The organism is Pseudomonadota bacterium (assembly GCA_022572885.1).
In the GTDB taxonomy this organism is placed as follows: domain Bacteria; phylum Pseudomonadota; class Gammaproteobacteria; order Steroidobacterales; family MnTg04; genus MnTg04.
This window is the reverse complement of record JACZVC010000031.1, coordinates 1-26056: the sequence shown is the minus strand read 5'-3', so window position 1 is coordinate 26056 and position 26056 is coordinate 1. Positions and strand designations below refer to the sequence as shown.

The 26056-nt window shown below is 54.4% G+C and carries 21 protein-coding genes, 3 tRNA genes and 2 pseudogenes; 16 read left to right on the top strand and 10 right to left on the bottom strand.

Annotated features, from left to right (window positions below; genetic code table 11):
• Positions 1 to 21: 21 nt before the first annotated feature.
• The 3 genes from IIA05_11010 to glk all read left to right on the top strand — a co-directional run bounded on the left by IIA05_11010 (position 22) and on the right by glk (position 2709).
• Positions 22 to 1050, top strand: coding sequence for a tetratricopeptide repeat protein (locus IIA05_11010; protein MCH9027629.1), 1029 nt, complete (start codon positions 22 to 24; stop codon positions 1048 to 1050).
• Positions 1051 to 1627: 577 nt separating this feature from the next.
• A complete protein-coding gene (locus IIA05_11005) occupies positions 1628 to 1696 on the top strand; it encodes a hypothetical protein (GenBank protein MCH9027628.1) in 69 nt (22 codons plus the stop codon).
• A 29-nt stretch (positions 1697 to 1725) separates the two neighbouring features.
• A complete protein-coding gene (gene glk, locus IIA05_11000) occupies positions 1726 to 2709 on the top strand; it encodes a glucokinase (protein MCH9027627.1) in 984 nt (327 codons plus the stop codon).
• A 220-nt stretch (positions 2710 to 2929) separates the two neighbouring features.
• On the opposite strand, the pseudogene IIA05_10995 reads toward glk, so the two are convergent.
• The 3 genes and pseudogenes from IIA05_10995 to IIA05_10985 form a co-directional block, all read right to left on the bottom strand.
• Positions 2930 to 3064, bottom strand: a pseudogene (locus tag IIA05_10995) (IS6 family transposase).
• A 71-nt stretch (positions 3065 to 3135) separates the two neighbouring features.
• Positions 3136 to 4077 carry a glycoside hydrolase family 130 protein gene (locus tag IIA05_10990; GenBank protein MCH9027626.1) on the bottom strand — a complete coding sequence of 314 codons (942 nt, stop codon included), beginning with the start codon at positions 4075 to 4077 and terminating at the stop codon, positions 3136 to 3138.
• Entirely contained in the window at positions 4067 to 5095 is a 1029-nt protein-coding gene (locus IIA05_10985) for a glycosyltransferase family 4 protein (protein MCH9027625.1), read from the bottom strand. Before IIA05_10985 ends, IIA05_10990 begins: the two co-directional genes overlap by 11 nt.
• A 146-nt stretch (positions 5096 to 5241) precedes the next feature.
• Between IIA05_10985 and IIA05_10980 the strand changes: the two genes are divergently transcribed.
• Positions 5242 to 6723 (top strand): glycoside hydrolase family 130 protein, encoded by a 1482-nt coding sequence (locus IIA05_10980; protein MCH9027624.1) that lies wholly within the window; start codon positions 5242 to 5244, stop codon positions 6721 to 6723.
• Here the strand turns inward: IIA05_10980 and IIA05_10975 are convergent.
• Together IIA05_10975 and IIA05_10970 are read right to left on the bottom strand one after the other, a co-directional pair.
• Positions 6701 to 9037: a glycosyltransferase family 4 protein gene (locus tag IIA05_10975; protein ID MCH9027623.1), complete on the bottom strand. Its 2337-nt coding sequence runs from the start codon at positions 9035 to 9037 to the stop codon at positions 6701 to 6703. The two genes, IIA05_10980 and IIA05_10975, sit on opposite strands and share 23 nt — an antisense overlap.
• Positions 9038 to 9429: 392 nt before the next feature.
• A tRNA-Val gene (locus IIA05_10970) sits at positions 9430 to 9504 on the bottom strand.
• Between the two features lie 143 nt (positions 9505 to 9647).
• On the opposite strand from IIA05_10970, the gene IIA05_10965 reads away from it, so the two are divergent.
• Entirely contained in the window at positions 9648 to 9836 is a 189-nt protein-coding gene (locus tag IIA05_10965; GenBank protein ID MCH9027622.1) for a hypothetical protein, read from the top strand.
• A 47-nt stretch (positions 9837 to 9883) separates the two neighbouring features.
• Here the strand turns inward: IIA05_10965 and IIA05_10960 are convergent, their stop codons facing one another.
• Positions 9884 to 11500 (bottom strand): putative Ig domain-containing protein, encoded by a 1617-nt coding sequence (locus tag IIA05_10960; protein ID MCH9027621.1) that lies wholly within the window; start codon positions 11498 to 11500, stop codon positions 9884 to 9886.
• A gap of 335 nt (positions 11501 to 11835) precedes the next feature.
• On the opposite strand from IIA05_10960, the gene gltX reads away from it, so the two are divergent.
• From gltX to IIA05_10945, 3 genes are all read left to right on the top strand, one after another.
• Complete coding sequence (gltX, locus tag IIA05_10955; GenBank protein ID MCH9027620.1) at positions 11836 to 13278, top strand: glutamate--tRNA ligase; 1443 nt, start codon at positions 11836 to 11838, stop codon at positions 13276 to 13278.
• A 75-nt stretch (positions 13279 to 13353) separates the two neighbouring features.
• Positions 13354 to 13429, top strand: a tRNA-Ala gene (locus IIA05_10950).
• A 46-nt stretch (positions 13430 to 13475) separates the two neighbouring features.
• Positions 13476 to 13551 (top strand) — tRNA-Glu (locus IIA05_10945).
• Between the two features lie 439 nt (positions 13552 to 13990).
• Here IIA05_10945 and IIA05_10940 read toward each other — a convergent pair.
• Entirely contained in the window at positions 13991 to 15208 is a 1218-nt protein-coding gene (locus IIA05_10940) for a PQQ-dependent sugar dehydrogenase (GenBank protein ID MCH9027619.1), read from the bottom strand.
• Between the two features lie 630 nt (positions 15209 to 15838).
• Between IIA05_10940 and IIA05_10935 the strand changes: the two genes are divergently transcribed.
• From IIA05_10935 to IIA05_10910, 6 genes are all read left to right on the top strand, one after another.
• The gene (locus tag IIA05_10935; protein MCH9027618.1) at positions 15839 to 16795 is read left to right on the top strand and encodes a hypothetical protein; all 957 of its coding nucleotides are present in this window, start codon (positions 15839 to 15841) and stop codon (positions 16793 to 16795) included.
• On the top strand, positions 16792 to 17277 hold the full coding sequence (locus tag IIA05_10930) for a hypothetical protein (protein ID MCH9027617.1): 486 nt from the start codon (positions 16792 to 16794) through the stop codon (positions 17275 to 17277). The genes IIA05_10935 and IIA05_10930 overlap by 4 nt, the downstream gene beginning before the upstream one ends.
• A 37-nt stretch (positions 17278 to 17314) precedes the next feature.
• On the top strand, positions 17315 to 18316 hold the full coding sequence (locus IIA05_10925) for a hypothetical protein (protein MCH9027616.1): 1002 nt from the start codon (positions 17315 to 17317) through the stop codon (positions 18314 to 18316).
• The gene (locus IIA05_10920) at positions 18313 to 21444 is read left to right on the top strand and encodes a tetratricopeptide repeat protein (GenBank protein ID MCH9027615.1); all 3132 of its coding nucleotides are present in this window, start codon (positions 18313 to 18315) and stop codon (positions 21442 to 21444) included. Before IIA05_10925 ends, IIA05_10920 begins: the two co-directional genes overlap by 4 nt.
• Before the next feature lie 84 nt (positions 21445 to 21528).
• Complete coding sequence (locus tag IIA05_10915; GenBank protein ID MCH9027614.1) at positions 21529 to 22170, top strand: hypothetical protein; 642 nt, start codon at positions 21529 to 21531, stop codon at positions 22168 to 22170.
• 51 nt (positions 22171 to 22221) lie between these two features.
• The gene (locus IIA05_10910) at positions 22222 to 22821 is read left to right on the top strand and encodes a hypothetical protein (protein ID MCH9027613.1); all 600 of its coding nucleotides are present in this window, start codon (positions 22222 to 22224) and stop codon (positions 22819 to 22821) included.
• 55 nt (positions 22822 to 22876) lie between these two features.
• Here IIA05_10910 and IIA05_10905 read toward each other — a convergent pair whose 3' ends face one another.
• The 3 genes from IIA05_10905 to IIA05_10895 all read right to left on the bottom strand — a co-directional run bounded on the left by IIA05_10905 (position 22877) and on the right by IIA05_10895 (position 24053).
• Positions 22877 to 23209, bottom strand: coding sequence for a hypothetical protein (locus IIA05_10905; GenBank protein ID MCH9027612.1), 333 nt, complete (start codon positions 23207 to 23209; stop codon positions 22877 to 22879).
• A gap of 72 nt (positions 23210 to 23281) precedes the next feature.
• Positions 23282 to 23668, bottom strand: coding sequence for a hypothetical protein (locus IIA05_10900; protein MCH9027611.1), 387 nt, complete (start codon positions 23666 to 23668; stop codon positions 23282 to 23284).
• A 139-nt stretch (positions 23669 to 23807) separates the two neighbouring features.
• On the bottom strand, positions 23808 to 24053 hold the full coding sequence (locus IIA05_10895; GenBank protein ID MCH9027610.1) for a hypothetical protein: 246 nt from the start codon (positions 24051 to 24053) through the stop codon (positions 23808 to 23810).
• A gap of 460 nt (positions 24054 to 24513) precedes the next feature.
• Here IIA05_10895 and IIA05_10890 point away from each other — a divergent pair.
• Both IIA05_10890 and IIA05_10885 read left to right on the top strand, forming a co-directional pair.
• A protein-coding gene (locus IIA05_10890; GenBank protein ID MCH9027609.1) for an IS3 family transposase occupies positions 24514 to 25865 on the top strand; the annotation gives its coding sequence in 2 pieces (ribosomal slippage) (positions 24514 to 24849 and positions 24852 to 25865; 1350 coding nt in all).
• Between the two features lie 70 nt (positions 25866 to 25935).
• Positions 25936 to 26056: pseudogene (locus IIA05_10885) on the top strand (IS30 family transposase).

Here is a 26056-nt window from a genome sequence, read left to right as displayed (position 1 = left end):
AATATCCGTCTGGCTGATTGTTTGGGCGATCAGCAGTGCGGTGATTTCCACGAAAAGGTGTGGATGTCCTCGGTTTTGCGGAAGGATGTCTTCGCCGTGCAGGAGGAGACCGCGCTCAAGATCGTCGATGCGCTCCATCTGGCGTTGAGCCCCATGGAGGAGGCAGCCGTCCGCCGTCGTTACACCGAGAACCCGCACGCGTACGACGCGTACCTGCAAGGATGGGCATTGATCGAATCCTTCAACCTCGGCGTCGACGGTCCCGCGAAACTCGATGCTGGGCGACAGCACTTCGACCGCGCCCTGGCGCTCGACTCTGCCTACCCGTTGGCCTTCGTGGGGTTGGCGTTCGTCGAGTCCTACTACGTCTGGATCGGTGAGGGGACTGGCGATAATCTCGCGCGCGCGGAGGAATATGCTCGTCGGGCTCTTGCTTTCGACCCGGGACTCTCCCAAGCACACGCGGTGTTGGGAGACATCCATGGGCTTCGTAAAGAGTGGGCAGCGGCAATCGTCGCCTTCCACGAAGCGATCCGTCTGGACCCGCAAAACACCTACGCCTGGGAGGAACTGGCCTGGGCGTTCAACAGCAAGGATTCACCCGAGCCGGTGGAGGCAGAGCAGGCGGCACGGGAGGCCCTCCGCCTCGATCCCACCTTTTTGTGGAACTACTACCAGCTCGGATGGGCCTTGGAGATGCAGGGGCGATATGAAGAAGCCGTAGCTGCCTTGGAGCAGGCGTTACGGATCAACCCGGCTTTCCTCAGCGGCTCCCGTAGGCTCGGCCGTGTCTATCTCGCGCAGGGTGAATACGGCAAGGCGCTGGCCCCGTTCGAGGTAGCACGAAAGATACGGGAAAGCCCGAGGCTACTCCGCGACATCGCTGCCGCCCACGCAGGCCTCGGCGACATGGACAAGGCCCTCGCGGCGTTGGCGGACGCCCTGGCCAGCGGCTATAACGATTTCGCCAATATCGATACGAGTTCCCATTTTGCAGCGCTGCGCAACGACGCCCGCTTCCAGGCGCTGCTCGCCGAGTACGAGAACTAGCAGAAGCAAAAGCACACCATACGAGGGTCTTCAGACCCGATTGGGACGCCAATCGCGGCTAAAGCCGCGCCCACAGTAAAAAATAAATCTGTCCCCTTTTTAGAGAAAAATGGTGGGTGATACTGGGTTTGAACCAGTGACCTCTGCCGTGTGAAGGCATTAGGGCGGTTATAAGTATTTGTTTTTAATAGCTATACTGGAGACGCTCGTGGACGTAGTTTCCCAACAAGTCATAACGGGTCCGGACTGATCCCGGCAATTTTCCGGCAGTCTACAAGCTGCGGTCAGTCTCACGATGCCTGGGCTTTGAACCAAAAACAGTCTGACGGACTACGTCTTCCATGGATGTGGATCATCGCATTATTGGCGATAGCATGGGTCCGGGGACTTTTTGCGCCCTACACCCGGGGAGGAAGCGGATTTGACCCCCTTATTCGGCCTGCGGCGAAGGGTCATTACGGTGCGCTGGAATGTGCCCTATGGGATAACTTCTTTTGGCATCAAAGTAGAAAAACGGCATAAAATCGGCAAGTAGAAACGAAATTCAGCCTGCACGTACGAAGGCGGTACATACACGGTGCAGGACGGTTTTGGTTGGACCAATGGTGTATTGGTCAGCTTTCCGGATCAGCTCGGGTTGGAATAACCCAGCCTGACGTAAACGTACGGAGTCTCATGTTTCCTTATATCGTCGCGGATATTGGTGGTACCAACGTTTGTCTTGGACTGGTAACCGGCAGAAACGAAACTAACGCCGATTATAAAATTTGCAACCTATGGTCTCGGAGCACCGAGGAATTTGACGGCCTTGAAAGCTGCCTGGATGCTTACATCGCAACCCTGACCGGCCAGCGCCCCACCAATGCCTGTATCGCGATCGCGGGCCCTATCACTGCTGATCATGTACAGATGACCAACCAGAACTGGAATTTTTCAATTTCCGGCCTGCGCAAACAGTTTGGCCTGAAGCGACTGGAGGTCATCAATGATTTCGCAGCCCTGGCTTATTCGACACTCAATATCAGCGCGCATGAGCTCACTGTTGTCCATGCGGGAAGGCCTATCGCCGATGCGCCACGAGCGATTATCGGCCCCGGTACAGGTCTTGGAATCGCGGCCCTGGTTCCGACGGCGGTTGGGTGGCAGCCGGTACCGGGTCAAGGCGGGCATATAGCTTTTGCACCGCACAACGACAAGACCGCTCAAATACTCGAGCTGATCCGCGACGACTTGGAATACGTCTGTGCAGAGTCATTGCTGTCGGGTCCGGGCCTGGTCAGGCTACACCAAGCGTTGGCGGTCATCGAGGGAAGAGCAACCGAGGCGTTGTCGCCGGAGCAGATTACCGCTCATGCCGTAGCCGGCACCGACCCTGCCTGCCGGGAAACACTGGACCTTGTTTGCCATCTACTGGGCCGAATCGCTGGTGATGTCTCGTTGATATATGGCGCCAGGGGCGGCGTATTTCTGGGTGGCGGAATCTTACCAAGAATTGAGGCCATATTGTTGGAAAGCGATTTTATGGGTGGTTTCCAAGCCAAGGGTCTGATGCGTGATTACCTGGAAAATATACCGGTTTATCTCATGACAGGAAAACATCCTGCGCTCCTGGGAGCGGCAAGCTGGTTTCACGATCAAAAGTCCGGCCAAAAGAAATAATACTGCGTTGGTGCTGGCGTTCGTCAGCTACGGCAGCTTTTTGTGGAATAGTAGATCAACTGCGAATATGTCGGGGCGCCAGGCAGCGCTAACTGGAGGTGGAGGCGGTCCTAAACAGCGAAAATCCAACTCCAACAAACGTTCAATGGCCCAATGCCCAGCGAAAGCAAGGTCAGGCGGCGGCTGATCTCCTGGCATACAACTGTGCCGATATCGGCATAGAAACCCCGCGCTCGGCTAATAGACCTTCAATATCATGGGAGCTCATATTGAAGCGATAGTAAAGCCAAACCGCGTGCTGGATAATCTCCGGAGGAAAGCGGTGGCGATTGTACAGCGAATCGAATCTTTTCATTCTGCGATTGTCGTGCAGCGGCCGTTAACTTGTCAGTACCCTGGACGGTACTGATTTGAGCACTATCGCAGTCATAACAAAGGCGGTCGGGCCTTTTTCAGACAAAGCTCAACCAAGTCGTCGATCTTCGCGACGCCGATACACATGACGCTGTCTGCGCCGCCCCAGTAAATTTTCACGGTACCATCGTCCTCGGCGATAGCACCACAGGTAAAAACTACATTGTGAACGTAACCGGTTAACTCCCACGGATCCTCTGGTGACAGTATCCAATCGTCAGCAACACCGAGAACTTTGGAGGGGTCGGCAAGATCATGAAGTGCCACACCCAGGCGATACACGGCACCATCCATCGTTGGAAACACGCCATGGTAAATACAAAGCCATCCGTTGGGCGTCTTGATAGGCGTCGCACCTGGACCTATCTTCATTTCGTCCCAATGATACGGGACAGGCTGAATCACCGGCACCGAATCGCCCCAGTGAACCAGATCCGGTGACCAGGACAGCCAGATGCACCAGGGGTTGATTTCCGAGTGGGGCCGATCCAGCCGCGCATAACGACCGTTGAACGTATCCGGGAAAATCACGACATTGCGCATGTCTGCCTGACTAATTAGCGACACTCTCTCGACTGTCTTGAAATCGCGCGTCTTCGCCAAACCGATGCGCACGCCAAACCTGGAATAAGCGCTGTAAGTAATATAATGCTCACCCGCGATGCAGCAAATTCGTGGGTCTTCGATGCCGTACTCCTCGTGCACTGCGAAAACGCCTTCGGTGCTTGGCACCATAAATGGCGCGGGTTCCGCGCGAAACTTGTAACCATCATTGCTCCATGCGACGCCGATTATCGAGCGCCCATTACGCAGGTGGGAGCGAAATAGCAAGACGTACTTGTCCGCAAACTTGCACGCACCTGCATTGTGAACCGTCTCCACGGCGTAGGGGATATCGTGCTTCGTGAGGATCGGATTGCCCTTATACCGCGTCACTAACTGCTCATCGGTCATCGCCTGCTCCCAGATTTAAGATCTTTCGGTACACGTCAACGTAGTCGCGTGCCATGCGTGTGTGAGAGAAGCGCTGCACAACGTCCTCCCGACAAACGGACCTGTCAATCGACTTCACCACCGCGACCGCGTTCACGGCATGTTCAATATCCTCGACGACATAGCCGGTTTCACCGTGTCGGATAATCTCTGGAGTTGACCCACGAGTAAACGCGATGACAGGCGTTCCGCACGCCATGGATTCAACCATGCTTAATCCGAAAGGTTCCTCGAAATTGATTAAATGCAATAGTGCCAGCGCGCGTCCTAGCACCTTCGCTTTTCGGTCAGGCCCCACAGAACCCAGATACTCTACATTTGTACCATCAATATGAGGTTCCACTCGAGTGGCGAAGTAATCCTGATCCTGAATGATGCCGGCAATCACCAACTTTATTCCGACCCGCTGTGCCACTTGAATCGCTTCGTGTACGCCCTTATCCGCATGGATCCGACCAAAAAACAATAGATACTCCCCCGCAGCTTCACAAAAGGGAAATTGCGCAATGTCAATACCGTGGTGGATAGTGGCTATGTAATCGAGTTCTGACGACTTATCTGCCTCGCTGATCGCTACATAGTGGCTCCGCGCATCATATTTTCTGTAGGCCGGTATGATGGACGGCGATGAGAAACCGTGGATCGTAGTCAACACCGGCGTGTCAACCAGCGCGGAGTATGTGAGCGGTAGAAAGTCATAATGATTATGAATGAGATCGAATTCTGTGGCACGCTCAAAAACCTCCGATATGTGCAGGCATTCAGCAACCTTTGGATCCACTGAGTGGTCCTCCGAATACGGGCGCGGACACACAGCGACCAGCTTGCCATTGGTTTTCGAATCCCCGGTGGCGAAAAGAGTCACATCCAAGCCCAATCGTACGAGTTCTTCCGTGAGCAGGCTCACGACCGACTCCCATGGCCCGTAATGGCGAGGAGGGGTCCGCCATGAAATGGGACTGAGGACTGCGATACGCATAGATATGCTCCTAACTGGTGATTCTCAGAAGTGTGAATTGTAATACAAGCTTCTGGCAGCCTTCGCGGCTATACTCCCGACTGTCTGAACCTGGGCCACTTTCCCAAGGCCATTGTTAGTCAAATTAAAGCGGCGCGCAATCATCGATGAGAGTTCAAGAACAACGCGAGCAACTGGTCAAACGGCGGTCAACCTTGTTGAACGCCGAGAGCTCACGCGTTATTACCCGGCCACATATTCCAGGAGACAAGGCACGCAGCAAGAACCTGATAGAGCGGGTCGCAAAGCTGAGCGACGAAGACGTACATCACTTGCTGGAGGCTGTATTTCAAGAATTCTCAGGGCGTCACCGGAACTATCGAGAGGTCCTGGAGAGAAACTTTAATCGTATTGCAGAATACGTGCCAAAACATATTTCTTTGGCGTCAGAGCAACGGCTTTTGCTTGGTGCCTACTTTACCGCAGAGTATTCAGTTGAGGCAGCCGCGTTCTTTAATCCTTCAATCGTTCCGCACCCTGACCAGAAAGGCGTGGATAAGGGATCGCAGCGATTCATCATGAGCTTCAGGGCGACAGGTGAAGGTCATTTGTCCTCGATCGAATTTCGTAGTGGAATCGTTGACGAAAACCACGACATCTACTTCGATCCCATCAGCCAATACGTGGCCACCCCTGAGATGCACACAGATCCTGTCTATCATCGTCTTCATTTTCGACAAAAACTCGAGGAGATGGGAGCAAGCGACCGGGTCGTGAATCACCTGTTGGAAGAATTAGACGAGACGTTTACGTTTGATGAGCTGGAAACACGAATACAAAAACTCCGCTCGACCAAGTTTCGACTGAAAGATAAACACCGTGCGATCGATACTGCGTTGTGGCTAGCTCGGTCCAATTACGAAGTGATATTCCGTCCTGATCAACAGATCTCTGAGAGAGTGATCTTCCCAGTGACGGAAAACGAGAGCGCAGGCATCGAGGATGCTCGGTTTGTGCGTTTCGAGGATGATGATAAATCAGTTGTCTATTATGCCACTTACACTGCATACGACGGTTTTTTTATACTGCCGCAGATTCTCGAGACTACCGACTTCCTGACCTTCAAGATGCATACACTCAGTGGCAAAGCCGTACAGAATAAGGGCATGGCATTGTTTCCCAGGAAGATCAACGGACAGTATGTGATGTTGTCACGTCAGGACGGTATCAATAACTACATCATGTTCTCGGACAGCCTTCGCTTCTGGAACGAGGCAGAACTCCTGCAGGAGCCTGTTCATCCGCTGGAGTTTGTTCAGGTTGGCAACTGTGGCTCGCCGGTGGAGACGTCTGAGGGATGGCTCGCGTTTTTCCATGGTGTCGGACCAATGCGGAAATACAGCATCTGGGCCGAGCTGTTGGACATTGACGATCCGCTCAAGGTCATCGGTCGGCTAGATGAACCGATACTGACACCTGATGAGCATGAGCGGGACGGCTACGTGCCCAATGTGGTTTATAGTTGCGGAAATATGATTCATGGGGACGTGTTGATTGTCCCTTATGGCATCGCTGACCAACGGTGCAGAGTTGCCACCGTTTCGATTCCCGAACTGTTACATCGACTTAAGGAGTACCCGCAGACTTGAGCTGCGTCTCGGGGTTTTCCGCCAGATTTTTTTCCAACGCCGGCTTCTTATCGTCCTGATGATTCGCGGTCAATCCGCGGAGATTATAAATGGCGAGCAAGGAGGATAGGTACGACAGCGTTGACTCCGCACCCTGATTCTCATTGACACCGTCCCGCGTGAGCCCGTCGCGGCATCCGCCACTGGCATGGTCATAAAGTTGGGTTTGTTGATCGTTCTTACCCAGATACCAGTTGAAGCAGGTCGATGCCAGCTGAACCCATTCCTCACGCTGCGTGCATTCATGGGCTTGAATACAGGCGCCGATCATGGCGGCTGCTTCGAGAGGCTGTTGATCGTATTGCGCTTTGCTGCCGGATTTGCGGAACCAACCCTGATTACCAACCGGTGCAAACCATCCGCCGGATGAATCGAGCTGGATGTCTTTCAACCATTCGAGTACCTCGATACCGGTCTTCACCATGTCATCATCGTTGGTAACGCGACCACAGGCTATCAATGCTTCGGGTAGCCGTGCATTGTCGTAGGTCAGTGATAATTCGTGCCATTGCCAGTCTTTGGTGGCGTGCTGCCTGAAGCGGGTCCGGAGTCTCTCGCCCAGTGATTTGAGCAGCTCACGGACTTGGTGATCGTTATCGTGCCGGTGGAGGTACGCCTGAATCCCAAGGATAGGGAATGCTACGGCACGCGAATCCGAAAAGCTTTCCAGCGCCGGCAACGCATCATGGAAGAGTTTAATGGCAAGAGCGACTTGACCTGAATTTTGTCCCCAGCCTGCCATCGTGCCCAGTGCCCACAGCGCGCGGCCGTGAGAATCCTCGGATCCAATGGTGTCCAGCCATTTGCGATCGTACGACATGAAATTGTGAAATCGCCCGGTTTCTGAATCGAAAGCATCATCCAGGAAACTGAGATAAACGGACGACAATTCCGTCAGTGAGGTATCGGTTCTATCGAGGTCATGCGCTCTGGCAACAACGATGAGTGCCCGAGCGTTGTCGTCGACACAGTACCCGTGGGCTCGGTTTGGAACCGTGAATTTCGCGTGCTGGAGCATGCCAGTGTGATCTGTCATATGGCGTAGATGCGTTAAATTGATCTGTGGCAGTCGCTGATCGCGCTGACTCAGCGTATCGAGTACCGGCAGATCGCCGATACGCGTATGTTGCGTCTTGGCTCGCGAAAACAATTCCAGATACCGGCGGCCCATCTCCTTCATCACCATGGGTCGGGAATATTCGTAAGCTGCGCGGCGCATCTTGAGTCGGTCCTCTGGAAAGTCCAGAAGTTGATTGATCTCGTGCGCCAAAGCCAGGTGATCTTTAAATGGTACGAGCCTGCCTCGACCATCAGCCAACATCTCCTTTGCATGCCAATACGGGGTGGAGACGACGGCTTTTCCCGCTCCCACTGCGTAGGCGAGCGTTCCGGATACAATCTGAGCCTCATTCAGGTACGGGGTGACATAGATATCGGCAGCCCGAATGATCTCAAGCAATTCATCTCGCTCTAAGAATCGATCATGGAACACAATGTGGTCGGCGACGCCCAAATCCTTTGCCCGGCGGTGCAAACTCAGGCGATAGGCCTCGCCACTTTCGCTCCTGCAGTTTGGATGAGTGGCACCAACCACGAAATAGAGTACTTCCGGATGTGAGCTGACGATGTTCGGCAGGGCATCAATCATAAACTCGATACCCTTGCCGGGCGAGAGCAGGCCAAATGTCAGGATCACAATTTTGTCGTCTGCGGCGACCTTGCTCTTACATGGATCCGGATCCAAAAAAGGCACATCGGGGATTCCATGATGGATGAGAGCTATCTTGCTCGCTGGAACTTGATATATATCTCTTAGAAAATCAGCACCGAGCTCACTCATGACCACCAAGCGGTAGGACAGTTCCGATAGCTGATTGATGATCGTTCGTTCCTCTGCTAATGGATTTCTCAATATTGTGTGCAAGGTGGTTATCAAGGGGCTTTTCAAGTTCTGTACGAGTTCAATAATGAAGCTGCCGCGTTGACCACCGAATATTCCGTATTCGTGTTGCAGACAAACTACATCCGGATTGCGCAGGTTCAGGAAATCTGCGGCGCGACGGTATTCATTCAATTCGTTCTGGCTAATCTGAAATTTGACCGATTCCAGATACTCGTACCCCTCACGCCGATCGTTCATGGCTACGATAGTGCAGTCAATGTTTGGACCGTTGTCGATAATCGCGGTGGCTAGATCAGCCGTAAAGGTGGCGATACCACACTGTCTCGGCAGGTACGAGCCGATAAGAGCGACTGATTCTAGAAGGTGTGGCATGCTGACACAGTTCCGATGGCCCGATTCGCTGTTATGCATATTTGTAGCGATTTTAGCATGTATAAGCTGACGAGTGCCCTGCCGACATGAACTCGGCACCAACTCGATACGGTACTGACGTTGGTTACGAGGTCTTGATGGACGCCGCACCTGTCGAATGTGCAATTCCCTATGCTCGGTATGGTGCGGTTACAATGTGCCGACCCCAGGCATTGCTTGGGAGATTGTTGCACGCGGTTGACTCGATCTGTGAGCAGAAGCGTACGACGGTTTTGCGACTGGCCGGAGGAGTTCGGGAAAAATCCCGGCAAAAATTCCGGCAGTGAGCAATCCGGCAAAAAGCAGTGCTCTAGTGAGTTGACGCTAACTCTTTGAAAGGTAGAGGGAAAAACTGGTGGGTGATACTGGGATTGAACCAGTGACCTCTGCCGTGTGAAAGCAGCGCTCTCCCGCTGAGCTAATCACCCACGATGGCGCGGACAGGGGGGGGTGAATATTAGGGTCTGGCCTGGCCTTGCGTCAATTGTGGCGGGCACCAGGAGCCGCCGCCCACCAGAACGAGGTCATTGGCGTATACTCTGGGCGTACTCAAAAAATGGGGGATTTGACCGTGTTGGATAAAATAAACGCGGCGACGATTGTCATAGTCATAGGTGCCGGACTACTGTTGATCTCTTTGCTTGCTGATGTAATCGGAGTCGGTGACGATCCTGGGTTTGGGACTCAGCAGAAGATGGGATCGGCAGTCGGCCTGCTTATTCTGGCAACCGGTGTTTATCTGACCAGAAAATCGGACTAGGGATTCGTCAACAATCAAGCCGATGCATCAGCGGGCACAAGCGCTGGTCATCGGTGCCGGATAATCAACCGGGTCGATATGCACAGCCCGTCGAAATCGGTGGCGGTGACGGTCAGCGTGGTCACTTCGTCGATATCGGTGGGCACCATGCCGGCAAAGGCACGGGTGACCGCCTCAAAACTAAGCCACGCGGGCAGTTCGTCCGAATTCTCCATGCAAGCGCTCAGCGTCAGCACGTCACCAGGGTCGGTGTCGTGGAAATGGTCATGATCGAGCTCGAAGGCCAATGGGCTGCCGGCTGGCGCATAGACATCGGGGATCGGCCGGAAAAGCGTTGGCGGCACGCTGGAAATATTGGTCTTGGCCAGTTGGTGATAACGGCGGCCGATGAGTACGGCCAGCCAGATCCAGACCGATGCCAGCACCATGTTGAGCAACGCGAAGTGGGTTATCTCGAAGCCGAGCCAGTGCAACCCGATATAAATGACGCCGGCTTGGATCAGGTCGCCGATGCGCCAGAAAAAAGTGTCGATTGCGGTTTTGCCTTCGTATTTTTCCCGTTGCGTCAGCGGCAGATAGATCGCTTGGCGGGTCGTGTTCATGATCGAGTAATCGGTGGCGTTTTCTACCACCTTGACTAGCCAGATCAGGCTGAAAACCGGGACAAACACGATCATTCCGTAACCGACCATTGCGATGATCGGTAGGATCAGCAAGGCGCCGCCTACACCGATCCAGCGATAAATGCGCGACACCAGGAAAATCTGCAACAGAAACCCGAGGACCGTCGCAGCGGTAAAATAAATGCCATACAACCTGGCGATGGTACTGGATTTTTCGGCATCGGCGTTGGCGGCCAGGGTCGAGACCCATTCGGCAAAAATATATTCGCCGGTGCTGTTGATCCAGTTCAGCAACACGGCGACTGCGGCGATCAACATCAGGTAACGGTTGTTCCGGATCACCGAAAATCCGCCGAGCACGTTATCGAGTTGTTTCTCGTCCTCCGCAGTGGGTTCGGCGTAAACCGCGGCGGATTCTTTTGGCACCGAACGACCGGATCGGCCGGTAAACCAGGTGGTTCCTGCCAGCAGCGCGCCCGCCACCAGCATCAGATTGTAAGCACCCAGATGCGGGAAAAGCAGCGAGAAAAGCTGGGCGCCGATGACCGCGCCGAATGCCTGGCCGGCCATGATGATCGGGAACAATCGCTGGCCGGTCTTGATGTTGAAATGATCCGCGGCGAAAGCCCAGAACTGGGCGATCATCATGACCCCAAAAATGCCGACCCAGATATAATAGAGAAAACTGAACTCCATGCCGGCTTTGCCCATCATGTAGAAAATCAGGACGTTGGAAGCGAAGAATAGTGTGATCCAGCGGATCAGCTGCTCTTTGTTGCCCTGGCGGAACAAGACGCCATAAAGGGGCACGATGAAAAACAGCATCAGCGTAATGGCGGCGGTTGCGTAACTTCTGACTTCGGCGCTGAACTCGGTCAGGATCAGCGTCTCGCGCATGGTCTTGAACAGGTAATAACTCAACATCAGGACCAGCGCATACAGCGAAAACAACGCGATGGAGCGGCCTTCGCCGGCACGAACCTTGGTGAACAGCGCAATAACGCGTTCGAAGCGGCTGAGGTTGTTGTTTTGTTCCGCCAATTCCTGATCCCGAGGATACGAAGCTGACCATGTTAGCTGGCGGACGGCCGATGTACCAACGGCGCACGGCCAGCGATGCAGTTTCCCGATTTATCTTCCTTGCTCAGGAGAGCCTTCAGGCCCGAAGAGGTTTTCCACCAACGGTTATAAATACCGCCAATGCCGGAAAATGTTGGTAGGCGGGCTTTCAGGCCCGATGCGAACGCCAATCGCGGCTGCAATAAATAAATCTGTCCCCTTTTTTGTTCTGCTAGAATGCGCATCCTAAGAACAGCAATGGATTCGGGGCGAATCGGCTTTAAAAAAAACCCCGGCGGCAAAAGTTGACACGAGCAATGAGTTCAGAAAAATCCCCGGCCAGACCCGTCAGGACCCGGTTCGCACCCAGCCCGACCGGTTACCTGCACATCGGCGGTGTCCGCACCGCGTTGTTTTGCTGGTTGTACGCCAAAAGACACGGCGGCACCTTCATCCTGCGTATCGAGGACACCGATCGCGAGCGTTCGACCGAAGAGGCGATCCAGGTCATCCTCGATGGCATGGAATGGCTGTGCTTGCGCCCGGACGAGGGCCCGTTCTTCCAGACCGACCGCCTGGAGCGCTACCAGGAACTGACCGACCAGCTACTCGAGCAGGGCGATGCCTACCACTGCTATTGCAGCAAGGAGGAGCTGGACGAGATGCGCAAGGCGCAAATGGCGCGCAAGGAAAAGCCGCGTTATAACGGCCGTTGCCGTGACGGGCGCGAGCCGGTGCCAGGGGTCAAGCCGGTCGTGCGTTTCAAAAACCCCGAGGATGGCCAGGTGGTGGTCGATGACCTGGTGCGCGGACCCGTGGTTTTCGAGAACAAGGAGCTGGACGACCTGGTGCTGGTGCGATCCGATGGCACCCCGACCTACAATTTCTCCGTCGTCATCGACGACTGGGACATGGAAATCAGCCATGTCATCCGCGGCGACGACCACCTCAACAACACGCCCCGCCAGATCAATATCTGCAAGGCGCTGGGTGCGGAGCTACCACAATACGCCCATCTGCCGATGATCCTGGGCCAGGACGGTTCGCGGTTGTCAAAACGCCATGGCGCGGTCAGCGTGCTGCATTATCGCCAGGAAGGCTTTTTGCCCGAGGCGATGCTCAATTACCTGGTCCGCCTGGGCTGGTCGCACGGCGACCAGGAGTTGTTCACCGTGGACGAGATGTGCGAGTTGTTCGATATCGCCGATGTCAACAAGGCGGCGTCCACGTTCAACCCGGAAAAGCTGTTGTGGATCAACCAGCAGCACATCATGAAGGCCGGGACCGATCGGCTGGCTTGCGAGTTGCAGCACCAGCTCGAATGTCTCGGCGTGGATACCGCTGCCGGCCCGCCCGCCGAAGGGGTGGTCGATGCATTACGCGAGCGCGCCCAGACCCTGCACGAGATGGCGCAGAGCAGCGTGTTTTTCTACCAGGATTTCGACGATTACCACGAAAAGGCCGCCCGCAAGAATCTCAAAGCCAGCAGCCGTGAGGCCCTGGCCAAGGTACGCAAGGCGCTGGCGGCGCTGGACGACTGGCAGGCGGAGCCGATCCACCAAGTCGTGATGGCGACCGCCGAGGCCATGGACCTGAAGCTTGGCAAGGTCGCACAGCCGGTGCGCGTGGCCGTGTGTGGCGGCCCGGTTTCACCACCGATCGATATTACGCTGGAGCTGCTGGGACGGGACAAAACCCTGGCCAGGCTGGACCGCGCGCTGGCCTATATCGATGGCTTGGAAAACGCCGAAAAGACCTAGTTTTCAGGCCTGACAGCGGTGGTCGCGTATTCTTGACAGGCTCCGGAGGCTACCGTAAAGTGCGCGACTCTTCGTGGGGCTATAGCTCAGCTGGGAGAGCGCTTGCATGGCATGCAAGAGGTCGTCGGTTCGATCCCGTCTAGCTCCACCAGAATTCACAGGCGCCGCGCCAGGACCACGAATAAGGACATAGCCTCGTCCCCATCGTCTAGAGGCCTAGGACACCGCCCTTTCACGGCGGCAACGGGGGTTCGACTCCCCCTGGGGACGCCAATAAAAACAACGGGTTAGGCTCGGCAGCAGGTCGGGCCGGCCCGTTTACGTAATATTTACGTAACGGTGGGAAGCTCTTCCAGAGCGTGCGTAAGCTCCGGTCCCGCTGCCCCGGCGCAGGCCCCTACGAATAGACCCTCGATCGTGGACGAACGATTTCCTAAAGCCTGACAAACGAGGGCCCTTGCCCAAGAGCGATAATGGCGTCAGGATAATGTCCGCTTACGACCCAAAGCGGTCATTCTCCTTTGATACTGGACTGTACGATAAGCGCTAGCGGTTGAGGTGTGTCAAGGTCTGCTCAACGATATCCGGTTTCTCGATCAGGGCAATGGCCTGCACGAGCGATCTCAATACCTGATTTTTGACCCATTAATAAAACTCCGTCGTAGTCGGCCAGAGCATTTTTTAGAAAAAAAGGTGACAGGACGCAGCCAAGTCAGGGAACATCAATGATCTGATAGATTTCCCCGGCGCCGTAATTCAGTGCATACAATTCACCGTCCGCGCCCTCTGCGAACGACGAGATACTGAGCGTAGTATCGTCAAGCTCGTCGGGTGCAGTGCCTTGCACGCTGGTCGCCGGCACACCCCATATACGACCAGAGCCGAAGTCGCCAAATACATAGAAACCCTGCAAATTCGGAATGGCGGCGCCACGATACACGAATCCTCCGGTTACCGAAATATTTCCACCGACATGACCATATTCGGTGATTGGATCAACGTTGTTGGTTGAACAACCTGTGGATGGTTCAAAACAATGTGCGCCCTCTCGCTCGTCCCAGCCATAATTCATTCCCAGTTCGACCCGGTCGATTTCTTCCCAGTCAGCTTGCCCGACATCGCCAACCCAGAGTTCCCCGGTCTGACTGTCAAAGCTGAAGCGCCAGGGATTTCGAAACCCCCAGGCATATATCTCCGGGCAAGGCATCACACCGACGCCATCAACGCAGTTCGTATTGGACGAAAATGGATTAGTCGCTGGAATCGCGTAACGAGTTGGCGGCGCGACATCGATATCAAGGCGCACGATACTGCCCAAGATATGGCTAGTGTCCTGCGCACGTTCGTTAGGATCACCTCCGCTGCCACCATCGCCAAACCCGATATAAAGAAACCCGTCCTGCCCAAACGCGATGTTGCCGCCATTGTGATTTGAAAAATCCTGTGGGACAGTCAGGATTTCGAACTCTGAAGTTTCGTCAAGATCTCCTGTTGCAGGATCGATGACGAAGCGCGAAATGACCGATACGAGCGGCGATCCGGTTCGAGTGTAAGAAAGGAAAACGTGGCCATTGGCGGCAAAATCAGGGTGAAAGGCCATACCAAGTAAACCGGCTTCGCTGGGCCCGGAATTTACTCGACCACTGATATCGATGAACACGGAACTCGAAGATACGGTCGGGTCATTATTGAACACTCTTATGACACCTGACTGCTCAACGACAAACCACCGTGAAATATCGCTGGGCGCCTGAATCAGGGCGACCGGAAGATTGAATGTGAGCTGATTGAAAACTCGCTGTACGCCTGTCTCCAGCGAAACCGGCGGCGGTGGTTGACTGACTGGTCCGGAACTGCCGCCCCCGCAAGAGTTGATCGCCGCAACAAGAGCAAGCAGCAAGCTCACAGCGATAACTGGATGGATGTTCATTTGATTATCCCCGGTACATTAATTATTGACGAACCGTTGCCAATAGACGCCGCACATCGGATACCTATTCTTCAGTATAGACATCCACACCGATTCTTGAAGTCTTGAGATAGGCATTCTTGGCCAGTCCTTGCCATCGCAATGTCCGGTTCTGGCCGTTAGCGGCCTGTTAGATTAGTGATTTTCTAGCGTTTTGAACGACCGCTATACTCCCGAAAGCGGACCTTCGGGTAATATTGACCAAAGGGGCCGCTAACGACCCAAAGCGGACCTGCACATTTTGTACTGCACGGGATTAAATACGGCACTTTTGCAATATAATTATTAGTTAGGCGGCACGCTGGTGGATAAGGCCCTGCTATATCGAGAACAGGAGACTTTCGATTTGCTTACTGTTGCCGGTGGCCGCTGCAATTCCCTTTGCGATTTTCATGATCTGCTCGAGCAATAGGTGTTGTAATTTTCTTGCCCGATTCCGTTGGAGTAAGTGAAATTAAGATTTTCCGTGGCCTTGGAATTACGCTGTCCGCCCTTATCGCCGGGATGCTGATGCATGGACTGACCTCATCTCCTCCGGCGTTCGGCCAGCAAAGCGTCTGTACATCCCTTTCAGATTGCCTTTCCAAGTCCTTGGCCCGCCAATGGGACAGCTATTACAGCGAAATAGAAACTGCCTGGAACCAGTGGCGCGAGATCCGGCAAATTCGGGATGAGTTGATTGCGGCAAATGACCAAGAGATACTTGACGAATTTGCCGACGCCTTCGAAGAGTCGGAGCAGCAGTTTCGGCAATTGCGATTAATCGGAGGCACGATCGCGAGTGCTGATTTTCGGCAATCGCTACTGGATGAGCGCTCGAACGCCGCGAGCGACCGTCAGGCCGCCAGTGAACGTCTGGCCAGGCTGAACCAAGCTTTTCAGATATATCTTCGTGTCGACAAAAGCGGAATTGGCGATGACCGACGCCGGCTGATCAGGGAAATCGAGGGTTTTGCTCTCGAACAAGTATGGCTGGAGAAAAATATGATGCAGTCTGGTATCGGGCTTGCGATGTCGGCAATCACATTTGCCGCTAATCTGAAGCTTGACGCCAGCCAGAATCTCAGCCTGGCGGCGCGCGGTTCGCTGCAAACGTACGATCAGATCGTTAGCCGGCTGCCCAATATCAGCGACGTGCAGAATTTGTCCGACGCGAAGCTTTCCGGTGACGAACGTGCAGCGGCCTTGACGGTGGCAGGCATGGTGGCGCGCGAGGCTTCAAATACGATCAGTCTTTTGAGCATGGCTGGCGTACAGTCGGCGGCGCGCATGTCATCTTATCTCGGTCCCGCCGGGCTGATCGCCGATGTTACAGTTTTCAGCGCAGACGTCGCTCATTTTGTACTCGCGATGGGACAGTTGAACGATGCGCAGGATCGGCTTGATCGCATGGAAGGCAACGAGCAGGCGTGGCGCGGCCGCATACATGTGCAGGGCCAAAAAGTGCGGCGGCAGGCCGAGCGCCTTGCCCGCGCCGAGGCCACGCTGATTGCACAATCGAAGATCGCCTTATTGATGCAATCGATCGCGGACGAGGATTCGCAATGAGTTCCGGTTTGCCTTTCCTCGTGATTCGGCAAATGGTTCTGTCGGCGGTGTTGAGTGTTTGGGTTGGTTGGCTGTCGATCAATGCGGCAAGCGCCCAAAGCAGTTCGGCTGAAGAAACGGCGTATTACGGACACTGGGTGACTGCTGCCGCAGAACTGACCAACGTTGCAGTTATTCTGGCCGACAGAAGTGATCCCGCCGATGTCGCTAGAGCGCAAGACCTCGAAGCGAGCGCTCTTCGGCTCGACGCCGCTCTCAAGAGCTTGCTTCAAACGATGCCGCCCGAGGGGGACGCCAAGCGATACTTGATGATACTGCCCAATTATCAGGAGTGCGCCAGCGCTATACTCGCCCTGGCCGAGAGCGCCAGACGCGGTGACGCTTTGGAATTCGAAATAGCACGAGACTGGTATGTGGAGGCACTTGATCGCCTCCGAGGGGCGAGCCGTCAATTCTCATCCTCATTGGAAGGATTTGAGTAGCGCGCGCGATAGTTGGTCGCGAAGCGGAGTTTTACAAATGTCGCACAGGATCTGGCGTTTCTTCAAAAAACTGCTCATCGGGGTCGGTGTTCTCCTGGTCCTCTTGGTCTTTGCGATCGGATTCCTGGCTTGGTATGGGAGTCGGATATCCGACGAACCGACCATGACAGTGCATGACTTGGCTATTGCCAAGGAGTTGCCGTCAGATTTCATCGATCTGCCACCGACTCTTCTTGAGATCAAGGGTGCTCCCGGGGAAAGACGACAATACAGAATGAGTACCGGTCTTGTTATGGTTGCCAACGAATCAAATGAACAAACGTTTTCGTTCAAGAACATCACATCATTGGCCTTTGCAAACGACGTGTTATCAGTTTCCCGGTTCGGTCAGATCGAAATGGAAACCGTTTTCCTGGATCTGCAGGCGATGACCCTCATCGATAATGAGCCGGTCCTGATGTACGACTCCCGAGTTTCGGACAAGGACCAACTGGTGGATGCAGGACAGCGTGCAGAGTTCGAAAAAATGCTTCGGACAGTAGCTATTAGCGTTCATGGCCCGACCGGGAATATCGCAGACGTTTATTTTGAAGACGAGAATGGCGAGCCGATCGAAGACCCGAAAACAATTGATTGGGCGGAGCAATTGGCCATGAAGGAGCAGATCCTCCTGCCCGATTATCCCGTGAGCGTGGGCGATCAATGGGCGATGGCTACGCAAATCGTGCCGCTGGGCGCCTTGGGCCGGGCCGAGCGAAACTACAATGCTGAACTGATTGGATTTGCCCGGCGCGGAGGTGAATTGCTGGCTGTGATCGGTGGGAATGTCGAACTTAGTTTAGTCGAAAGTCCCGAGATGGCCAGCACTGGCAGACTTCTCGGATATGACGGCGCGGCAGCAATTCTGTTTTCGGTTGATCGGGGGATCATTCTCAAGTCGGAAGAGCAATTCACGATGACCTATGAATCGGAGCAGCCGGAAGGTCCGGTAGTTGTAACTGGATTCTTTACGGCAACGGTGGAGTTGACGAAAGAATGAGTAAACGTCTCTGTTCGCTGGTGCTGGCGACCGCACTGCTGGCAGTGCCGTCGGTCGCACCGGCACAGGACTCTGGGGCTCAGACATTTGAGTCATCCACAAGTGGTGAGACCAACAGCGATTTCCAGGAGATTAATGCTCTTTGCTCCCAAGATCTGAAGTTGCTCGGGGGACAAAATGCAGCGCTGAAAAACCGGTTGGCCCAGTTGCGCGAAGCCGCCGCAAAACTGGATAGCGGTGGCGGAGAGGATAGCGGTGGCGTTGGCAGACCTGTATCGGGAGAGGCGGTCAGTGCGACAGATTTCATAGGCAACGTTGAAAGCTACCATGAGGCCTCATTGCAGTTGGTCGAAGCCGCCCAGCGTTCGGTCGCACTAGCGGAAAACGAGGCCGACCCGGTCGCGAAGCAACAGCTCTATAAAGACGCAGCCCGGAAAATAACCCAAGCTCGGTCCTATGCAAACCGGGCAGCGAATGTTGTGGACACGTTGTCCAGCGGTCCCGGTGCTCAGCAACGCAAAGGAATCAATCTTGGAGATTCTGACGCTCTCAGGCAGGCCAACGAAATTCTCAACCGGGGCGGCGTCACCGGCTGGCAAGATGCCCTGGAACAGCGTCGGACGGAGGACCAGGCTCCACCCGAAGACGCGGGAACGCCATTTTTCGATCAGGAATGGCATCTCATCTACGATGAGGATGGCGAGCGCATTATTTTGAAAGAAGGCGGTAGAATTGACCTCACCCCGCTCTATCGCGCAGTTGAAGACGCCCAGCCCGGCGCTCCACGAAAAGAGCTTTTCATAACCGTGCCGGCCCCGTCAGGCGTGGGCACGAGTGTAGAACCGACATCGTCTCTGATCGATGCGCTAAGCGATCCCGTCGTTCGCGCGCGCGTCAGGGAAGTGGGTGGCGTGCGGCTCGAAGTGACCCTGAATGCGCTGATGCTGGCCGGGGTCAATGGACTGGAGGGCGGCGGTGCGCTTGAGCGCGTCAACCGGCCAGTTATTATTTCATTGCGACGGTTGTATGAGGCTGCTCAGCGCCACGTTGGTGCCTGGGGTAAACTGCCGGAGCATCTTCGCTATCCTGGAGCAATCTCGCGAGTCCACGGGTTCGTTTTTTCGGCCGATCGCAGCGACATTATTCTCGTCGGTGCTGCCGCGAAGGAACCGCGCAACCGCATTGATATTGACAGCCTGATACTCATATTGCGTGCAGTTTGGGCCGAGGGGCTGTGGCCGCAGGTCTCTCTGGACCCGATGCCAGATCGCCTGGAAGGTCCCCAATATTCGCGCATCGAGAATCTTCCATCCGATTCGGTGCCAGCGCGCATTCTGATCAACGCAGATTACGCGATGAAGGAGATCATGCTTGGGGGCAACGTATTAAGCGGTATCGAGTTTACGCCAATGTCGACCCGGCTCGAAGGACGTACGACAGGGGGTTTTCTTTCACGATTCTGGTTAACGCCAAAACCGTTGTCGCCGGGCACCGTGCATGTTTCGGCAAGTGGCAGGTCAGTCCTGTTCGAAACCGGCGTCGACCTAAAGACCGAGGCCATGACTGTTTCGCGCGGAGAATTCCAGGGCACGGGACGCGGCAACGAAATGGCCGAGGATGCCGCACGGCAATTCGCGGGCCTCTATTCGATACTTCAGTTACGGCAGGATATCCAACCCGGCGGAATATTCATTCGCCTTCAGGGGCTGGTCGATCTGGCCAGCGTGGCAACGATTTGGGTGCGAGCCGGTATTGATAATGAGCTACTTAAAGGAATATCGGATCTTGCTTACAGGTCCCTTGAAGGAACGGAGGCCGTGCCCCGTTATTTTCCGGCCGTAAGCGTAACCCTCTCCGATGGCTCGGGGCTGCGGGTGGCCGGGGGAGTCGAGCTGGCGGCGCGAGCCTCAAGCAGGTCACTCGGCGGCTTTGGCCAGCGGATGAGCAGAGCCTTGGAACAGGCGGTCGACGCGTTTGCCGACGAAAGTGGAATGTCGAAGGAGGTGGACCTGGTCCTCACACTGCCGGAGCAGGAGGATTCGTCCCCACCGGGCCTGCTTCGTGCTGTCAGCGAAGGCGTGCGGGCCATGGGCGAGCAAAACTATGCAGGGGCCGCCCGTGCCTTTGGGCGAGCAGTAGAACTTGACCCCTTCGATATTCGGATTTGGATTGATCTGGCAGCCGTAGAGGCCCGCGCAGGCCACTATACAGAGGCCAGGAACGCGATGGAGCAGGCACGACGATTAAACCCCGACGATCCGGCTGTTTCTTTGGCTGCGATGGACGTCGAATGGCTCTCCGGCCCACAGCAATTTCTGGCCCAAGCGCAGCTGGAGGATATTGTTCATCTAAGCCAGCAATACAGCACCATTGCGCACCACCTTATTCTGTCAGGCGATCCGCGTACGGCTATCGATTATGCCAATTGGTCCAACGAACTCTGGCATGATAACGGCGATGGGCGCATGGCACTGTTTTGGGCCGACGAGGACCGAACCGGCCGCAGGGCGCGACGTAACCTGATCCAGGCGATCCGAAGTTACCGGAGGGACCTGAGGCTGGGCACCGACGGTGCTGCCGAAACCCTTGCCTACGCACTGGCAGTGAGCGCCATGCAGCGGCTGTCACGAGCCCAGGTCGTTATGGAGCCGGGTGGCTTTCAGAGTTATGAAGATTATTCCAACCTGCAGAACGAATTGAGCCGGGCGATCGAAGAAACCATGGAGGCTGGCTCGATTGACGAGGATTTGCCCCTTGCGCCGGCACTCGAAGTCCAGGCCCGGGCAATCCGCGCGGCAATCGCCAAGGCCGTGGGGGAAGGAGCGAACCTGCGGCCCGTATTGCAGCAGGCATCAAACGTAATACGGCGACATCCCGATTTTGCTTTCGGGTGGTATGTGCATTCGAAAGTAAATTATATGTTGGGTAACTTGGCCGCAGCACTGAATGATGCGAGTAAAGCGATAGAGCTCGAGCCGTCTAGAGAAAATTACGCTTATCGCGCGGCTGTTCATGCGAAGCTCGGAAACTGCACCAGAGCAAGATCCGATTTGATAGAAGCGCGACGGCTCGATCCGCATCTTGTCGTGCCGCAGACCGAGGCGCCTTTACGTGGGGCCTGCGACTAATCGTAGGAGGTTAGTATCCGCGCCAAGAGGTTGGCGCGTGCGCGCGCTACATTAATTGGCAGCTCTCTAAGAGAGGACTGTGGAATGTGGATTCTGAAAAAGACTCTTGCTTTTCTCGGCGGTGTTTTTCGAGTGCTAATAGCGGGCTTGTTTCTGTCAACTGTCATATTTTTCTTTAACAATCCTGAGTCTTTCGGCATTGGCGATGAATATACCTTTTACCCCGTCCGGTGCGAATTGATGCCGGGTGAATATTCCGGCAGTCGCGATTTTTTCGGTTCGCCCAAATGCGTTACCGCAGCCCATTATACCTATGTGGTGGACGTGGCAAAGAATGAGGTGCGCCCCAAGGGGCAGTTCGCGAGCGAGGACTCGGTGCGAATTGGCTGTAACGTCATTTCGGTCCGCGAGTGGTCGTGTCCATTCGAGGCGGTAGTAACGGGATTGGGCATTCAAGGTTCGCGCCGCCAGATCTTGTGCACGCCTGAGCAGATGCGGATCAGAGCGTGCCAGATCCAGCAGCTGAAGTTCGGAGAGTTTCGGACGTTCCTTCCTATGATAGTTGTTGTTGATGGGAAAGCCGTAAGGGTAGGCGAGGCCTGCGTGGAAGGACGCTATTTTGTTCATGGTATGCATTGGATGCTTCTCCGGACTGGAGTGTTTGTGGGCGGGATTTCTCTCTGGCCGGTCAATCCCGAGACGGTGCGATCGCTGTGCCTAGGGTAGGTGGCGAAAGTGGAAACGCAGGGCTGAAACTCTTGTTGCGAAAGTGGAAATATGACCCTTATTGAGCGCCTGATAGCCTTGGGAGTTCTCGGCGGCGGCGCGTACGCGCTTTTTGCGTTTGACGTTGTGAATTTCGAAGGAAACGAGCTGACGGTGTACCCGGTGCGCTGTCTCGAATCCTGGGGTGAATTTCAGGGCATGCCAAAATGCGAGGCCGAAGATACCTACACCCACATTTTGGATGCTGAAGCCGGCGAAATGCGCATAAAGACCGATAATCCAGATGCATTTGTTGTGCGCGAAAGCTGTAAGATTGATTCCGACGACAACTGGATTTGTCCCACTCAATCGCGAGAGATATTGCCGGGCCGACCAGCTATTCTCGGGCCTATCCTTTGCACGACCGACGAACTCAAGGCTGGCAAGTGCGACATCGAGAAAAACACGGTTCAGGATTTCGGGGCCGTTACCAGCGTTTTCCCCCTGATCGCTGTCACCGATGGAAAACCGCTCCGGAATGGAACGGATTGTTTTATGGATCGTTATTTTGTCGGCGCCTTGCAGTGGTTAGCGGTTAGGGGGGCAGAGGCTGTTGGCAGGATCTCACTTTGGCCAGCCGATCAAAAAGAATGCGAGGCGACAGGCTTCTAAAGCCTGCTCGTCCCCGGTCGGGGCAAATGTATGGCACGTCGTCGGATGGTCCTGTCTATTCGAGTTTTGGACAGGCCCTGACCTCACCCGCACCGAACCGTTCGAAGAAATAGGGGTCCTCGTTCAGTCGAATTGCCGTGAAGGTTCTTTTGTCGGCACAAACGACCATCACCATGAACAAATGAAGCCGTTTCGTTTCTCGATCAGAGACGATCCGCGTGGCGTGAACGTCACAGGCGTGTGCCTGCATGATCTCGCGTTCCAGCGCTTGCCACCACTCCTCCGCCAGAGCTGAGCCCTGAGCCCATATCAAGGGAGACGATGGTGGCTGCCGCCGCGCATAGCGATCTGAACCGCAGTTTTCGACTTTTCCACTTGTGGCTTCCAAGCATGCCGATGTCACCTCGTTCCGATTGGGCAGCTTTCAACTGTTCTGAACTCGCGGGCAACTGCAGTCACATCATTTCAGTTTCTTCCTGAAAGTTCCGTAGTGAACCGCATTATCGAACTTTATGAACTTCCACTTTCCCAACCAGTTGAATACAATGTTGATGTACATCCTGGTATCAAAGTTCTGCTGTGACGGCAGACGAAAGAATAAAACAACGCTGCCGGAAATGCTGTCAGAGACCAGCGGGAAATTCCAATCAGAAGTGTCGTTAGCATGGCGAAGTGAGAAATCGCCCTTCTTTTCCTGCCTCAATTCGAGATGGAACTCCTCCAGTTCTTCAGTCGTACTTTTGCTCTCATCAACAGAATTGTATGCTTTTTCGATCACCACTACTCGGAAGCGGGCGGTCTTTTTTGAGTGCTCGAAATCCCGAACTTCGGGATAGATGAATGACATCTCCACTTCCTTCCTGGAAATCGTTCTTTCCGGGCTCAGTGTCTATTTCACCCTATTGCCCTCATTCTGCATTCCTGAACCGCCTGTCTGTGGCGAATTCCTACTTTGTCGCATGAATCGGTGCAGAATCCAACTCTTTTCATGCTGGCACTGATTGATACGATGGTGGCGCAATGCGTGATCTGACCATTTTGTCACCGCGTTCTTTGGTAGTATTCCGGCGATGGCGATTATAGGGCTTATAGCTTGGTTGTTCTTCTTTAAATTGCTCGGCGGTTTTATTGTCTATATTGATCCAGATCAGGTGTCTCGGTTGGCGGAACGACTGAATTCCACCCATGTAGGTATGGCAGTCGTAAGTACGATTAGATTCGTCGACCAACATCCTCTCTCTGCGCTGGCGATCGGACCCCTTCTTATGTTTATTGGAGGTATTCAGGGATCGTGGTCGAATACCAAGGACTGAACGAAACTCGACGGCTGGCTTTGGCCGAAAGCGGACCATTGTCTACCCGTAAATACGGGTGATTACGGTCCTGTTAATACAGGCCAATAACAGGGCATTGTCCGTAAATAACGGTCAAATAACGGGCAAGAGGGCCATTCATCGGCATGCGGGAAGCGGACATACACGCAATGCGTGTATTGGTATAAGAGCCTACAAAAAGACCGACAAGTCAGTTAACTCTTGATCAATAAAATCAATGGTTTACGGGGTATTAACAATAGAAAACAAGCTATGATTTCAACGAGTTAGCTATCGTTGTATACCGTCAGCACCTATGGAACAGATTTAGTTCTGGTTTAAGAGAGTGTTTTTGTTCATCCTAACCTGAGGAGTTGAGATGAAACAAAGACCAACAGGACGACCCTCGTCGTCAGAACAGACCATTCGCGACATCAAGCGCAAGACACGCAAGCAGTACGGTGCGGAGGAGAAAATACGCATTGTTCTGGATGGATTGCGTGGTGAAGACAGCATTGCCGAGCTGTGTCGGCGAGAAGGCATCGCCCAGAGTCTGTATTACAAATGGTCCAAGGACTTCATGGAGGCTGGCAAGAAGCGCCTCGCCGGCGATATTGTCCGCCAGGCCAACACGAGTGAAGTCACGGATCTGCGGCGTGAAGCACGGGATCTCAAAGAGGTGGTTGCTGAGCAAACGCTGGAACTTCGGCTGCTCAAAAAAAGCATGCTCGGGGATGGGGGCGAACTCGAATGAGATACCCAGCCCCTGAGAAGCTTGAGATCATCCGGCTGGTAGAGCGATCGCACCTTCCGGCCAAGCAGACACTCGATATGCTCGGTGTTGCGCGTACCACGTTCTACCGTTGGTACGCACACTATCGCCTTAACGGAGAAGACGCGCTGGAAGACAAAGCGCCCCTGCCAGGGCGGGTGTGGAACCGTATTCCCGATGATGTGCGGGAGCGGTTAATCACACTGGCCCTGGACAGGCCGGAACTGAGCCCACGCGAGCTGGCAGTAACGTTCACGGATACCGAAGGCTATTTTGTCTCGGAAAGCTCGGTTTACCGGCTATTAAAGGCCCACGACCTGATCACCAGCCCGGCTTTCATCGTCATGAAAGCCGCCAGCGAGTTCACCGACAAGACCACGGCCATCAATCAGCAGTGGCAGACGGACTTCACGTACCTGAAGATCATCGGTTGGGGCTGGATGTATCTGTCCACGATACTGGATGACTTCTCGCGTTACGTCATTGCCTGGAAGTTGTGCAGTACGATGACCAGTCGCGATGTCACTGAGACGTTGGAACTCGCTTTACAAGCATCAGGCTGTGACCAAGCCGATGTCGTTCATAAACCGAGATTACTCTCCGACAATGGGTCAAGTTACATCTCCGGCGAGCTTGCTGACTGGATCAATGACAATGAGATGAGTCACGTTCGCGGTGCACCGTACCATCCGCAAACGCAGGGCAAGATCGAGCGTTGGCACCAGACGCTGAAGAACCGGATATTGCTGGAGAACTATTTTCTACCCGGTGATCTTGAAAAGCAGATCGAGGCGTTCGTCGATCACTACAACCACCAGCGATACCATGAGAGCTTAAATAACCTGACCCCAGCCGATGTTTACTTTGGGCGTGGCCAATCGATTTTAACAAAGAGAAAAAGGATCAAGAAAAGGACCATCGCGAAACGTCGTTTGCACTATCAACGGCACGCCGCGTAATATGAAAATGATGAGCAGAACACTCGCTTAGCTTGACAGCATATCTGTCCCATTCGTTTGAAGACGGACATTCTGTGATCCAAGAAGTCCTTGGCAACGGGGTTCGAACGAGAACACCAATGGTCTGCTAAGGCAGTACTTCCCGAAGGGAATGGACCTCTCTAACCTCCATCAAAACAGACTGAATGCAG

Excerpts from the sequence above, each read along its gene's own strand:
- IIA05_10975 (MCH9027623.1), bottom strand. The coding sequence starts at position 9,037 with ATGCCACACCTTCTAGAATCAGTCGCTCTTATCGGCTCGTACCTGCCG.
- IIA05_10895 (MCH9027610.1), bottom strand. The coding sequence starts at position 24,053 with ATGTTGGTCGACGAATCTAATCGTACTTACGACTGCCATACCTACATG.
- IIA05_10940 (MCH9027619.1), bottom strand. The coding sequence starts at position 15,208 with ATGAACATCCATCCAGTTATCGCTGTGAGCTTGCTGCTTGCTCTTGTT.
- IIA05_10900 (MCH9027611.1), bottom strand. The coding sequence starts at position 23,668 with ATGTCATTCATCTATCCCGAAGTTCGGGATTTCGAGCACTCAAAAAAG.
- IIA05_10985 (MCH9027625.1), bottom strand. The coding sequence starts at position 5,095 with ATGCGTATCGCAGTCCTCAGTCCCATTTCATGGCGGACCCCTCCTCGC.
- IIA05_10980 (MCH9027624.1), top strand. The coding sequence starts at position 5,242 with ATGAGAGTTCAAGAACAACGCGAGCAACTGGTCAAACGGCGGTCAACC.
- IIA05_10990 (MCH9027626.1), bottom strand. The coding sequence starts at position 4,077 with ATGACCGATGAGCAGTTAGTGACGCGGTATAAGGGCAATCCGATCCTC.
- glk (MCH9027627.1), top strand. The coding sequence starts at position 1,726 with ATGTTTCCTTATATCGTCGCGGATATTGGTGGTACCAACGTTTGTCTT.
- IIA05_10915 (MCH9027614.1), top strand. The coding sequence starts at position 21,529 with ATGTGGATTCTGAAAAAGACTCTTGCTTTTCTCGGCGGTGTTTTTCGA.
- IIA05_10910 (MCH9027613.1), top strand. The coding sequence starts at position 22,222 with ATGACCCTTATTGAGCGCCTGATAGCCTTGGGAGTTCTCGGCGGCGGC.
- IIA05_10920 (MCH9027615.1), top strand. The coding sequence starts at position 18,313 with ATGAGTAAACGTCTCTGTTCGCTGGTGCTGGCGACCGCACTGCTGGCA.
- gltX (MCH9027620.1), top strand. The coding sequence starts at position 11,836 with ATGAGTTCAGAAAAATCCCCGGCCAGACCCGTCAGGACCCGGTTCGCA.
- IIA05_10930 (MCH9027617.1), top strand. The coding sequence starts at position 16,792 with ATGAGTTCCGGTTTGCCTTTCCTCGTGATTCGGCAAATGGTTCTGTCG.
- IIA05_10925 (MCH9027616.1), top strand. The coding sequence starts at position 17,315 with ATGTCGCACAGGATCTGGCGTTTCTTCAAAAAACTGCTCATCGGGGTC.